Here is a 13,422-nt window from a genome sequence, read left to right on the forward strand (position 1 = left end):
CCCTAGTAATAACTCCACTTTCCTATGTTAAAGACATTTAATAACTTTATAAAAAATCAATATATAAATCGTATGTAATTAACTTAGCTATAAAAGAAGAGCATCGCCACCCTTTACAAATAATGGCGAGGGTCACTGGTATCAAGCCAAGTAATCACCCACCATGTATAAATACCATCAGATACACTCTTAAATGATAACTTCCCTAGTAATAACTCCACTTTCCTATGTTAAAGACATTTAATAACTTTATAAAAACTCAATATATAAATCGTATGTAATTAACTTAGCTATAAAAAAAGAGCATCGCCACCCTTTACAAATAATGGCGAAGGTCACTGGTATCAAGCCAAGTAATCACCCACCACATATAAATAAACTTCGATAACTCCTCTTTTTACCTTAAATACATTTTATATTTTTATTAAAATCTGAATTTCCGTATCAAAGCACTCATCAAATATAGCGTTACCCATTTTAGTTTTTAATTATGTTATTCGGCTCTGTGCTTTTGTAGTCAGATAAACGTATTAGGTAGAGTTAAGTGCCCAATAAATACATCAATCATTTAAATTTCCTTGTAAGCAGCTAAACTGTTGATTATAGTCTGTGTTAAATACAATCACACTTAAGCCAATGCCAACCAAGATTTATTCAAAAGCTAAAATATTAATAGTTGAAGAGCAGCCACTTGCTCAAAGCTATATGAAGCAATCTCTAGAAAGGCTTGGTTTTAAAGATCTAAGACTTGCCGAACATGCAAACTCGGCTAAAGAGCTGTGTTTAAATGAACAGTTTGATTTAATTATTTGTTCATTCAATTTAAGTAAACAACAAGACGGGTATCAACTTTACGAAGAACTGCGCGTAAAAAAAATAATAAAAAATGCGACAGGGTTTATTTTTATATCAGCTGAAACTAGCGGTGCACTTGTTCATAGTATTTTAGAACTGCAACCTGATGACTTTTTAGTAAAACCTTTTACTATACAAGCTTTGGAAATACGCATTCAGCGTATTTTAAAGCGCAAACACGATTTACGTACCTTATATACACTCATTGAAGACGGCAATGACTCTAAAGCTATTAAACACATTGACTTAGCACTTGATAAAAGTAATAACTACAGCCCTATTCTACTTCGCTTAAAAGGCGATGCCCTACTTCGCTTAAAGCGTGCTCAAGATGCAAAATTCTTTTTTAAATCAGTTCTCGATATACAAAAGTTTGCTTGGGCTAAAGTTGGTCTCACCGAAGCACTTATCGCAAATAATGAACATACTTTGGCACAGCGTATGCTCAAAACAATGCTAGAACATCAAGAGACTCGTTTAGTTGCCCTCGATTTACTGGGTAGATTAGAAATTAAATTAAACCAATTTGAATTAGCACAAACGTTTTTGAGTCAAGCTGCTGAACTGGCTCCTAGAAATATTTCACGTCAAAAATCACTAAGTAATGTGTCATTAATAAACCATGATTATGAAAGAAATTACCTAGCTCAAAAAAGTATTGCTGGCTATGCAAAGTATTCGATACACGATAGCCCTGATGTATACTTAAACGCAGCGCGTGCTGGTATTGACTTTGCATTAACTACAGATCAAACAGATCAAATTCAACGCATTTCAAGACAAACAAATCAATATATGAATGATTTGAAAAAGCAATTTCCAAACAATACCAATCAAGCTCAAATAGATGTACTCAATGCGCGTATGCATTACTTAAGAGATGAGCATCAAAAAGCAAAAAAATTGATAGAACAACTAAGTGATGACGATTCACATATTCGTTCCGTCGATGCTGCATTAGATAAAGCAAAAGCGTTCCATGAGCTGGGGTTTCATCAAAAAGCGCAAGCATTATTTGGTCAAATCATTAGTCACTGTGAACGTCATCCCACTACGACAGGCGATACTACTTATTTACGATATGTTCAGCAACAACAAAGCGAGCGTCGCGATATAAAGATGGGTCCTAAAGAGCTAAACAATCATGCAGTTAGTCAATTTAATAAAGGCCAATTAAATACGGCCCTTGAAGCTTTCACACAAGCTTTTAGAGTAATGCCACTAAATCCAAGCATTGCGCTGAATTTACTACAATGCTTATTTGATTCAACTAAACAGCAAGGCAGCTCATTTAATATAAAGTTGGCTAAAAAATGCTACACCTTACTGAACAAAGCAAGCTTACCAGAAGACCAAGCGCAGAGATTAGATAAAATTTTGCATATGGCAAAAGAAATGAAACTAGATATTTAAATAAATCACTTATAATTTTTTCATAGATACAGCGTTAACACAATAGCGTAAACCTGTAGGTAAAGGACCATCAGGAAAAACATGCCCTAAATGTGCATCACACACATTACAAACAACTTCAATGCGCTGCATACCATGACTTGTATCACTTACGTAACCAATTGCTTCAATTGTCGCTGGTTGCGTAAATGACGGCCAACCAGTGCCGCTATCAAACTTTTCATCAGCATCAAACAATAGATTATCACAACAAATGCACACATACTTGCCAGGTTCGAGCAATGTACAGCTACCCGAACTACCTGGGCGCTCTGTTCCCTTTTTACGTGTTACGTAATATTCATCTTCTGATAGTTGCATCCGCCACTGCTCGTCAGTTTTGATTACTTTTTTATTTGGGGTAGGATTGCCGTTAATGGCAAAGTTAATAACATCATTCCACTTCAACATAATAACCTCATTGAATAGCAATTAACCGTAGTTTATAAAGTTATAGAAAGTACAGTTAATCATTACGTTATTGAATACTCTAAAGATCAGCTAAAGAGTGTTGACCGTTAAAATTAAAACCTGCTCAGCTGTACAGGTAAATTATCTAGCTAAAGGTAATGTTTTGCTTTTCTGAATCAGTAAGCATTCGTTTAATAAAACTATCTAGTTCTGCTTTTTTTACAGGTAAACTAACACTCATTTGGCGCTCGTTATTACTGTAAATTATTAGCTCATCGTCCCTTGTCGTTATGCGTTCAATACTCTCAATAACTAACCAATCTGGACCATGCTTTTTATCAAAAAAACCCATCAAACTAAAAAGTAATAAATGTTGAGCGTCTCGCTGAATAAAATCCTCTAACCTGTTTCTTGATTTAAATAAAGGCGTTAACCTATACACGCTTGAGCAAAAAACAAATACCCAAAATCCAAATAGCGCTTTAAACCACATAAGATCTAAGAGCTCAGTGCTAAGCATTAAAATAATAAGCACTAACCCTATTAGCGATATAGCTATCGCTATTTTTTTATTTACAGCATCCACAACCAATCCTATTTAAGTCACTTTTTTTCTTCTGATGCTTTTTCTGTCGGCTCAGGCCAATCGTTAAAAAAAACGGTTAAATAACGGCTCTTAACTAAATACCACAGCACCCATAAAACAATCATCATTTGTACAGCTAAAAATGATGAAAATCGATAATGACTATGTGCTGCTTGAATACTTAACCATGTTAAATCAACAACAGCACATAAAATAAGGGGCCAGCGCATATGTCGCCATATTTTTGCTAACTTGTCGCTCGCGCTGAGTGAGTCTCGGGGTCTGCGTAAACAAAATAAAATAGTCGGTATTATTGCAATACTTCCAATCGCGATTGCGATAAAGAAGTCATTTTTATTTTTAAAAAATATCGACATTAAATCCAGTTCGGGTCTGCGGCTTAAAGCCGCAACAATCCAAATAAAATAACTGCGCAATAACACAAGCACACTTAAATGAAATGCGATGGGAGTTCGATAACTCCCATATTTATCCCAATATTCAGGTCCATATCGACTCATAGTTGGTTTTTTTTATCTGCAATTGTACCAAGAATAAAAAATGCAATTATAAGTGTAACCGTCAGCCATTTTTTTCCGAAAAATAGCAATCCTTTAGCTATAAAAGGACTTAACCAAACAACTATAAAACCAAAGCCAAAAGCGGTAATTAATACAAAACATACAACCCGAATAACAAAGTTATATTGTGTAACCGTGCTTTTTGTTAATTTGATCACATCATTGGCATATAACGAAACTAAGCATACAGTTAGTAACATCGCAATGTTATTCACGTAACCAAGTAACCATTGCCCCGTACTTAATTGCAGGGTCGTTAAAAATTGCAGAACACTATCCATGATATTTTTCCAAAAGTTTAATTAAATCGTCTTCAGTTAAGATTTCTATACCTAAGTCTTGTGCTTTGGTCAGTTTTGAACCTGCCTTTTCGCCGGCAACTAACGCATCTGTTTTAGCTGAAACACTGCCCGACACCTTAGCACCTAGCTGCTGCAACCGTGCTTTAGCATCATTTCGATTAAGCGTAGTAAGTGTCCCGGTGAGTACATATGTAAGCTCAGCAAGCGGTTGCTCTTCCTCTGAAGGTGCGCTCAACGCTGGCCAGTTTACACCTTGTTCAATGAGCGCATTAACAACTGCTAAATTATGCTCTTCATCAAAAAAGCCACGAACATGAGCAGCTACTATTTCGCCAACATCACTTACTTGTATTAGCTCATCAATGCTGGCATTAATTACCTTTTCAAGGGTTAGAAAGTGATTAGCTAAATTTTGTGCTGTCGCCTCCCCAGCTTCACGTATACCCAGCGAGTATAAAAATTTAGCAAGCGTTGTTACTTTTGCATCTTCTAGCGCTGTGACTAAATTTTTGGCTGATTTAGGTCCCATACGTTCAAGCGACTCAAAATGCCCTTGTTTTAAAACAAACAAATCAGCAGGTGTTTTTATAAGCTCTCTATCTACAAGTTGATCAACAATCTTATCGCCAAGGCCATCTATATCTAGCGCTTTTCGTGAAGCAAAGTGTTTTATCGCTTGTTTGCGTTGTGCAGGACACACAAGCCCGCCTGTACAACGGGCTACAGCTTCGCCTGCAACCTTTTCAACATGAGAATCACAAATAGGGCAAGTTACTGGAAATTCAATATCTCTGGCATCATCAGGACGGCGTTCAAGTACAACTTGTGTTATTTGAGGGATTACATCTCCTGCGCGGCGAATAATAACTGTGTCGCCTACTTTTACACCTAAACGTGCAATTTCATCACTGTTATGAAGTGTTGCATTTGATACGGTTACACCGCCGACAAAAACAGGCTCTAAACGCGCAACGGGCGTAATTGCCCCTGTGCGCCCTACTTGAAAATCAACATCAAGTAATTGAGTTATTTCTTCTTGCGCCGGAAACTTATACGCAATAGCCCAACGAGGAGCACGTGCTACAAAACCTAAACGCTCTTGTAAGGCCTTTTGGTTTATTTTTATCACTACGCCATCAATTTCATATTTAAGCTCACTACGGCGCGTTAAAATATCGCTGTAATACTCTAGTGCAGCTTTAGGGCCTTCAACTAATTTTGTTTCTGGACACAAAGGTAGTCCCCAATCAGTCAGCTTTTCTAATTGCTGATAGTGATCCTCCGGAATACTGCCATCGGCTACAAGCCCAGTACTGTAGGCATAAAACATGAGTGGGCGTTTAGCGGTAATTTTAGAGTCGAGTTGACGTAAGCTACCTGCCGCTGCATTACGTGGATTAACAAATACTTTTTCACCGCGCTTTTGCGCTTCAGTATTCAATTTATCAAAGCCAGCGCTATTCATAAATACTTCGCCGCGCACTTCAAGCTCTTTTGGGTAATCTCCGCGTAGCTTTAGCGGTACATTACGAATAGTTTTTACATTTTGAGTAATGTTTTCACCAGTGAAACCATCGCCTCGAGTCGCTGCTTGTACAAGCACACCATCGCGATAAATAATTGATACAGCTAAACCATCAAGTTTTGGCTCACAACAAAAAGTAAGCTCATCGGTACTCATTAAACGCTCTTTTATACGGCGATTAAATGCAGTAAATTCTTCTTCACTAAAGGCGTTATCAAGTGAAAGCATGGGTACTTGGTGCGCTACTTGCTCAAATTTACTCAGCGCAGCACCACCTACTTTTTGGGTAGGAGAGTCAGCAGTTAAAAGCTCGGGGTGCTGCATCTCTAAAGCGCTTAGGTCGCGTAATAGCCTATCATATTCAGAATCAGGAATACTGGGGGTATCGAGCACATAATAATTGTAGTTGTGCTGCTCTAAAATAGTACGAAGGTGATTAATTTGTTCACTAATGCTGCTAGACATTCAAACCTCAAAAAACATAAAAAAAGCCACTTTGACGATTCACCGTCCAGTGGCTTAAAAAAATACAATGTATGCGTTATTTACGCTGAAAAAGAACGAACCTGCTCAACATATTGCCTAATTCGCTCGACTGTCATTTCTTCGCGCTCAGCATCTAAAATTTGTGCACCAAATTCAACTGCTAATTTTTTAGCTGCGCTGTGCAACATATTAAATGCAGCTAGGCCATCGCCGTCGCAAGGTAATGTCATAAATAAACTTACCCCAGCGGTACTAAATTGTTCCATATTATCAATATCGAACGTACCTGGGTTGTACATATTTACTAATCTAAATAAAACAGGGCCTTGACCAGCCGGATCCAGGTGACGATTAAAGAAGCCCTCTTCGGAGTATTTAAAACCTAAAGTATTAACCGCTGGCAATAATTTACTGCCCTGCATGTTAAGCCCTTCTGGCATTTGAATATGTACAATAACGAAGTCAGACACTTGAGTCGATGACTCTTCATCGCTTTGTTCTTTTACATCTAGGTCATCAACCACTTTTAAGTCATCTTCAATAGGTGTTTCTGGCACGCTTGTATCAATTTGCGGCTCATTTTCATTAAACTCAAGCTCGCCAAATTGCGGCTCGTCACGCTCGTTTAGTGTAGCCTCTTTTGGTTCAGCCTCAGTTCGGAATGATTTAGAGGGAGCTGGTGTGCTTTCTTGTAATGGTTCAACCCGTTCGTCATCAGATACCTCTGGGCGGTCTTTTTTTCTTACTGACCACAATCCATGTATTAATAAACCACCAATGACAATTACACTGATAATGATTAAAACCCATCTTAGTTGTTCGGCCATCCCCTCACCTTTTATTATTTGATATGCCTAAAGCCTGTATATTAATTAAAAATCAATACACTTGTTATAAAAATTTATGTGTGTGCAAGTTGCACAGCTTGCTCTATATCTACAGCAACCATACGCGATACGCCAGGTTCTGCCATAGTAACACCTGTTAACCTACCCGCCATTTCCATCGCAATTTTATTATGACTAATATAAATAAACTGCACAGATTGTGACATTTCTTCAACTAAACGGCAAAAACGCACCACATTGGCATCATCCAATGGTGCGTCTACTTCGTCCAGCATACAGAATGGAGCTGGATTAAGCCTGAATATGGAAAACACTAATGATAATGCGGTCAGCGCTTTTTCTCCACCACTTAACAAATGAATTGTTGAATTTTTCTTACCTGGTGGTCGTGCCATTATACTAACACCACTTTCTAGTAAATCATCACTGGTTAATTCTAAATACGCACTGCCACCCCCAAAAACTTTAGGAAATAGCTCTGCAAAGTCTCCGTTAACCTGACCAAACGTTGCTTTAAAGCGTGTTTTGGTCTCACTATCAATTTTACGAATTGCACCTTCAAGCGTATTTAGCGCTTTTGTTAAATCATCAAGTTGATTATCAAGATAATCACTGCGCGTTTTAGCTAGATCAAACTCTTCTATTGCCGCTAAGTTTACTGCACCTAATTTATCTAACTGATTAGTAAATCCGGTTAACTGATTTTGTGCGGCATGTAGGCTCAGCGAATCGGGTAATTCATCAAGTATTGCTTTTAAGCTTTGTTTCAATTCTTCTAATGGTTCGAGCGCAACTTGTGCTTTTATTGTTAAGCTTTGCTCTTCAATCGTTAACTTTTGATGCTGATCTTGCAAACCTACCAGCTCACCTTGTGAATTTTTAAGACTTACTTGCTTGGTGTTTAAGCTTTCTTTAGCTTGAGCTAATTCTTCTTGTTGTAATACCAGTGCCTGCTCACCTTTTTGATGCTGTGCTAAAAGCTGTGTTATTTTATCGCCAAGTTCTTGCTCCGGTATAAGCAGCTCTTCTATTTCATCAAGTAACTCTTGTGCTCCCTCAGATGCACTAATATGCTCTTGCTCTGCATGACTCAATTGAGTGTGACTTAACTGAAATTCACTGCGTACCTTTTGCTCAGTAAGCATTGCCATATGCGCTTGCGTTTTATATTGCTCAAGTATGTTTAATGTTTCGCTATAATTTTTATCACTTTGTAAGCGCAAACTATTTGCAGCGTCTACCTCATCCGATAAGTTAAGTTGCTGCTCATTTAACACTTCAAATTGCGCTGTTTGCTCATCAAGCTCGGTATTTAATTGTAAAAGCGCAGTGGTTAATTGCTGTTTTTGTTGTTGTAGCTTTTCTAGTTGTAACTTAAATTGCGCGACTTGCTGCACAAGCATGTCGCTGCGCGTATTGGCTACCGCTATATTTTGGGCTAATTGATGTATTGCTTCTTTTAGCTCGCTTTGCTCGTTAGTTAGCTTTACTTGCTCAACAGTATGTTCATCGCGAGTGTGTGTTACTTGTTGTAGCTCGTCCTCGGTATCAGTTAACTCCTGTGCTTTATCTTGCAATTGCTTATGCTTTAAAAGTAACGAGTTTTCTGCATTACATTCAGCACTTACATGCCAATTACGACCATATAAAGCACCATTGTTATCCATAACGGCTGTATAATAACTATCTTTTAGTATTGCTAAATCACCGCTCTCGCTATAAGCAATACGTGCTAAATGCTCTGGATAAACACCGCTTGTTATGAATGCTGCTAAGCTATTTGTTGGCATGCGTTTATCACTATTTGGCCATACACTGTTATTAGCTTGCTGCTCACTTACATTTAAATGCTCCAAAGATTTAAGTGCTTGCTCTATTAGAAGCTCAAAGCCTTCTTTAACATTTAGCTGATTAAACAAACTATTGGTACGTTCACTTTTCTCATCAAGCCCTAACGTACTTTTAAGCCCCGTTATACTGGCTTTTAACTCGTTTATTGTTTGGGTTAACGTCGAATGTTGCTTTTGTGAGTTATTAACAAGCACATTTTGTACTTCAAGCTTAGCGCTACACTGCGTATGTGCTGTTTGTTTAGCGGCAAGTTCTTGAGTTAATGTTTGTGTTTGTTGTGCTTGCTGTGTTAATTGTTGCTCTATATCGCTACTTTGTAGCTCGCTAAGCTGGACAGTTAACTGATCAATTTTCTCGTTAACATGATCAATTTGCTGCTGAGTTTGTTTAATGTGACTACCATGCAGTTGCACATTATTATTAAGCTGTTGCTGTTGTTCACACAAAGCTTGCCAATGAGTATGGTGACGCTGCTTAAGTGCTAATAATTCCTCAAGTTCATGCGTTAACCCTCTAACTTGCTCTTCACATATTAAGGCGTTTTCACTTGCCTCTTGAAGGGCCTCATTAAGTTGCTCGCACACAATTTGCTGCTGCGATTTTACCTCAGCACTTTGGATTTGGCGCTGCTGTAATTTAATTAAATTTTGTTTAAGCGTTTGGATTTGCTGCTTTACATTTATTTGTTGCTGCTCAGCGCGAGTAAGCTCTGTGTGTATTACATGTTGCTGATGCTGTGCATCGCTTAGTTTATCTTGCTGGACTTGTACTTGCCCTTCTAGGCTGGCAAGTACATCGTCATGCCCTGAGTTAGCGGTTTTAAAAAACGTTATTTGTTCATTCAGCTTTTTTATTTGTGCGCTTTTTTCAAGCTGTTGTTGATGCAGCTTTTGCCATTTTAAAACGGCAATTTGACCTTTTAAAATGCGCTCTTGCGCCTTGAGCTCTCGGTATTTTTTTGCATCAACCGACTGCACAGCTAATTTATCGAGCTGGCTTTGTAGTTCTTTACGAACATCTAACAAACGTTCAAGGTTTTCACGAGTGCTTTTAATACGAGTTTGTGTTTCACGGCGGCGCTCTTTATATTTAGACACACCAGCGGCTTCTTCTAAAAAAACGCGCAGCTCTTGTGGTTTACTCTCTATTAAACGCGAGATCATGCCTTGCTCAATAATCGCGTAACTACGCGGACCAAGACCCGTGCCTAAAAATATATCGGTAATATCACGCTTACGGCATTTACTGCCATTTAAAAAATACAGTGACTGTCCGTCGCGCGTTACTAAACGCTTAATAGCAATTTGGTTTCGATCGGCAAATGTGTTTGAAGGACTTCCTTTATCGTTATCAAAAACAAGCTCTACAGAAGCTTGCGATATAGCTTTTCGATTAGTTGAGCCATTAAAAATAACGTCGGTCATGGCATCGCCACGCAGATTTTTAGCAGAGCTTTCACCTAGCACCCATCGCACTGCATCAATAACGTTAGATTTGCCACAGCCATTGGGGCCAACAACACACGTCATTTGATCAGGAAATGGAATTTTAGTGGGCTCTACAAACGATTTAAAGCCCGCTAATTTAATAGTGCTTAAGCGCATCTTATTGTTATTACCGATTATTATTGTTATTAATTACAAACAATTTAACTCATAAACAGTTAGATTGTTAAGCTTGTCGTTTAAAATTATCTAAAATAATACCGGTCGCCATTGCAACATTTAGCGATTCTGCACCGCCAAAAGCGGGAATGGTAATTTTATTGGTTACCAACTTTGCACATGTCTCGCGTATACCATGCGACTCACTGCCCATGAGTAAAACACCTGAGCCCGTAAATTGGGTTTTATGTACACTCTGCCCATCTAAAAAAGCACCGTAAATAGGTAAATTTAAAGACCGTAGGTAATCAGGTAAATCAACTTGACTTACCGATACCCTTACAAACGAGCCCATTGTGGCGCTAATTGTTTTTGGGTTGTAAGCGTCAGCACTGTCGATGCTAGTTACTATATGTTTAATACCGTACCAGTCTGCTACTCTTATTATTGTGCCTAAATTACCAGGGTCTGATACGCCATCAAGTGCGAGTATTAAGTCACTTGCTTGTGGTAAAGCCGCCTTTGGCATATCAACAATAGCAATGGCTGCATTATTGCTAACTAGCGTGCTGGCTTTGGTGAGGACTTCTTCATCTGCTTCAATAAAATTAGCTTGCGGATATTTACCTTGGTACGCATTTATAAATTCGTTTGTAGCAAAAATATTAAGCGCATTTAATGGGCTGTTTAATAACTCAAGTACGTTTTTTTCACCCTGTACAAGGTATTGATTGTATTGCTTTCGGTACTTTTTTTGGCCAAGTTGGCGAATAAGTTTGAGTTGGTTTTTTGAAATCATAACAGCCCCATAAAATTATCCAGCAAGTATAACAGATTTAGCTATAACATCTGAACTCGAAAAGCAGTGAATGGGGCTAATTTATCTTACTCGCACTTCTTTCAAAGGTCAGATTAATGCGAATAAACATGCCTTTTACCGCTTCTAACTGATTTGAGTCGTCAACCGTCTGAGCTAATTCGTTATAAAGATTATCAGACGCTTGCTTAAATTTTTCATCAAGCGTACCTTTGGTTGCCAACATAAATGCATCAGCTAACGCACGCTGCCACTCATTTAAATACTTTAGCTTTGTATTACCAGCCAAATTTTCACAAATTGAATTTAATCGAACCGACGCATGCCCTAAATTTAAAGCGGTTAGTGCAAGATCAGTAATTACGCGTGAGTGTGAACTTTGATCGTAATTGGTTAGGCGTATTAACCTATCGGCCATGCGGCGGTTATACCAAATACTTGGGGTTGGATGGTTATTTATTTCGAGTAAATCTTTATAAGTAGCCTTAAAAACACGATGAACAAGTAATTGAACACTTGGCCCTGTAAATAACTGAAAAATCCAAAATAAAATACTTACCCCTGCAAAAATAGCCATTGCAGAGCTAAGTGTGTAATCGATTGAAAACGCAAGGCTCATATCTGTACTGGGTCTTACCAAAATCGTAAATGGGATACAAAACCCCAAGCCATATGGCAATGTTTGTTGATCAGCTAGCAGCAGTAAACCCAGAAAATAAGGCCCTGCTAATACAAGTAGCAATATTTCTAATTGCCCACCACTTTGCGACAGTAAATTTAGCGCATAAAAAATAGTCACAAAAGTAGCAACAATTATACCTGCCAATAAACGCTTTATTACAACCTGTAAAATAGCTAACGGTATTCGCGCCAACATTATCGAAAAGATGACCGGTAAGATCATAATTAATAATGCAGCAGAAGAGCCTGTATTAATCCAAATAAATGCGCCGATAGAAAACACCAAAGCAGTTCTAAATCCAACAATAATGCCAGCTAATGGGTCACGATATGTAAGCATACTGGGTGCATTTAATAATGTTTTATCACGCTCTTCTAACGCTCTGTATGCGCGTAGTAAAATTGTTAAGTCGGTTGCCACTTCTAAGTTCACATTGAGCATGTGAGATTCAAATGGCGAATCACACACCGTATTTGCTCTATAGTCGGTTAGCTCTTTACGTAGCGTTTTAACTTGTTCGGCGCAGTAATCAAAGTCGTCTGATTCTTTAATTTGCGAAAATACGTGCTTAAGTTTACTTATTAATTTATCTAAGGTAGGTGTAATAAGGTCTTCGTGGTTTCGCTGTAGGCGGCCAATTATTTGAATTAAGGCCAGTAAAGAAAGTACTTTTTGCGACAACTGATTTGCAGCACGAGAGCGCCCTGGACCTTTTGGTCCTTCGTACCTTACTGCGCTGGAATCTTCGTTTATTGATCCCAATGTTGCCATAATGTCATCTATTTGCTGGTGACGGTTTTCGTGAGAGCCCTTAGAATCAAGCTCAATGACTAAATAATGTAACGTTTGATTTATAACCGACCGCGCTTGTGTTTGCAGTAAATGTTTGACCTTTACAGGCCAAAATAGATGACTCACAAGCCCAGCACATACTGAGCCTATTATTATTTCGCTTACTCGTGCTTGTGCAATATCAAATATACTTTGGCTGCTCACCATTGCCGGAGTAACCATGGCTAAAAGTACAATAATGGCGGCTGTTACACCGGCCATAGCAAACGCATAAACAAAGTTTGCTTGGCGTACCATTGCTGATAACGCAGAATTTACCCCCAACCACAATGCCAGCGCACCGAGCGCTAAATAAGGGTAGAGAATTAGCTGAGTTAAAAGCAATATGCCAAATAAACCACCCACTATGGTGCCTATTATTTGGCAAATTGCTTTTTCAATAACCAATCCGCTTTGCGGGCGTAATTGCAAAAATATAGCCGAAACTAACGCCCAATAAGGCCTCTCAAGATTAAGCGACATAGCAATAGTGAGCGCCATCACCATGGCTATAACGCCCTTAGTCGCAAAAATAATTGCCTGTTTTTTTGGATAAAACAAGTTTTGTAATACAACGCCCACTGTATTCCC

10 protein-coding genes are annotated in these 13,422 nt (G+C 38.4%); 1 reads left to right on the forward strand and 9 read right to left on the reverse strand.

What is annotated here, in order from left to right; genetic code table 11:
• The first annotated feature begins 636 nt into the window (after positions 1–636).
• Complete coding sequence (locus V6260_RS10290; protein WP_341594114.1) at positions 637–2,268, forward strand: response regulator; 1,632 nt, start codon at positions 637–639, stop codon at positions 2,266–2,268.
• A 9-nt stretch (positions 2,269–2,277) separates the two neighbouring features.
• On the opposite strand, the gene msrB is transcribed toward V6260_RS10290, so the two are convergent.
• The 9 genes from msrB to V6260_RS10335 form a co-directional block, all read right to left on the reverse strand.
• Positions 2,278–2,718, reverse strand: coding sequence for a peptide-methionine (R)-S-oxide reductase MsrB (gene msrB / locus V6260_RS10295; RefSeq protein WP_341593989.1), 441 nt, complete (start codon positions 2,716–2,718; stop codon positions 2,278–2,280).
• A gap of 145 nt (positions 2,719–2,863) precedes the next feature.
• Complete coding sequence (locus V6260_RS10300; RefSeq protein ID WP_341593990.1) at positions 2,864–3,304, reverse strand: hypothetical protein; 441 nt, start codon at positions 3,302–3,304, stop codon at positions 2,864–2,866.
• 17 nt (positions 3,305–3,321) lie between these two features.
• Positions 3,322–3,825: a DUF2919 domain-containing protein gene (locus V6260_RS10305; RefSeq protein ID WP_341593991.1), complete on the reverse strand. Its 504-nt coding sequence runs from the start codon at positions 3,823–3,825 to the stop codon at positions 3,322–3,324.
• Complete coding sequence (locus tag V6260_RS10310; RefSeq protein WP_341593992.1) at positions 3,822–4,166, reverse strand: DUF3392 family protein; 345 nt, start codon at positions 4,164–4,166, stop codon at positions 3,822–3,824. The genes V6260_RS10305 and V6260_RS10310 overlap by 4 nt, the downstream gene beginning before the upstream one ends.
• Positions 4,159–6,177: an NAD-dependent DNA ligase LigA gene (gene ligA / locus V6260_RS10315; protein WP_341593993.1), complete on the reverse strand. Its 2,019-nt coding sequence runs from the start codon at positions 6,175–6,177 to the stop codon at positions 4,159–4,161. Before ligA ends, V6260_RS10310 begins: the two co-directional genes overlap by 8 nt.
• 80 nt (positions 6,178–6,257) lie before the next feature.
• The gene (zipA, locus tag V6260_RS10320) at positions 6,258–7,025 is read right to left on the reverse strand and encodes a cell division protein ZipA (RefSeq protein ID WP_341593994.1); all 768 of its coding nucleotides are present in this window, start codon (positions 7,023–7,025) and stop codon (positions 6,258–6,260) included.
• A gap of 74 nt (positions 7,026–7,099) precedes the next feature.
• Positions 7,100–10,501, reverse strand: coding sequence for a chromosome segregation SMC family protein (locus tag V6260_RS10325; RefSeq protein WP_341593995.1), 3,402 nt, complete (start codon positions 10,499–10,501; stop codon positions 7,100–7,102).
• A gap of 67 nt (positions 10,502–10,568) precedes the next feature.
• Entirely contained in the window at positions 10,569–11,300 is a 732-nt protein-coding gene (locus V6260_RS10330; RefSeq protein ID WP_341593996.1) for an RNA methyltransferase, read from the reverse strand.
• Between the two features lie 76 nt (positions 11,301–11,376).
• Entirely contained in the window at positions 11,377–13,413 is a 2,037-nt protein-coding gene (locus V6260_RS10335) for an FUSC family protein (protein WP_341593997.1), read from the reverse strand.
• Between the last annotated feature and the right edge of the window lie 9 nt (positions 13,414–13,422).

It is taken from the genome of Pseudoalteromonas aliena (assembly GCF_038155085.1).
GTDB lineage: Bacteria > Pseudomonadota > Gammaproteobacteria > Enterobacterales > Alteromonadaceae > Pseudoalteromonas > Pseudoalteromonas aliena_A.

Coding starts and splice junctions, on each gene's coding strand:
- V6260_RS10310 (WP_341593992.1), bottom strand. CDS start 4,166: ATGGATAGTGTTCTGCAATTTTTAACGACCCTGCAATTAAGTACGGGG.
- V6260_RS10305 (WP_341593991.1), bottom strand. CDS start 3,825: ATGAGTCGATATGGACCTGAATATTGGGATAAATATGGGAGTTATCGA.
- ligA (WP_341593993.1), bottom strand. CDS start 6,177: ATGTCTAGCAGCATTAGTGAACAAATTAATCACCTTCGTACTATTTTA.
- V6260_RS10290 (WP_341594114.1), top strand. CDS start 637: ATGCCAACCAAGATTTATTCAAAAGCTAAAATATTAATAGTTGAAGAG.
- zipA (WP_341593994.1), bottom strand. CDS start 7,025: ATGGCCGAACAACTAAGATGGGTTTTAATCATTATCAGTGTAATTGTC.
- V6260_RS10330 (WP_341593996.1), bottom strand. CDS start 11,300: ATGATTTCAAAAAACCAACTCAAACTTATTCGCCAACTTGGCCAAAAA.
- V6260_RS10325 (WP_341593995.1), bottom strand. CDS start 10,501: ATGCGCTTAAGCACTATTAAATTAGCGGGCTTTAAATCGTTTGTAGAG.
- msrB (WP_341593989.1), bottom strand. CDS start 2,718: ATGTTGAAGTGGAATGATGTTATTAACTTTGCCATTAACGGCAATCCT.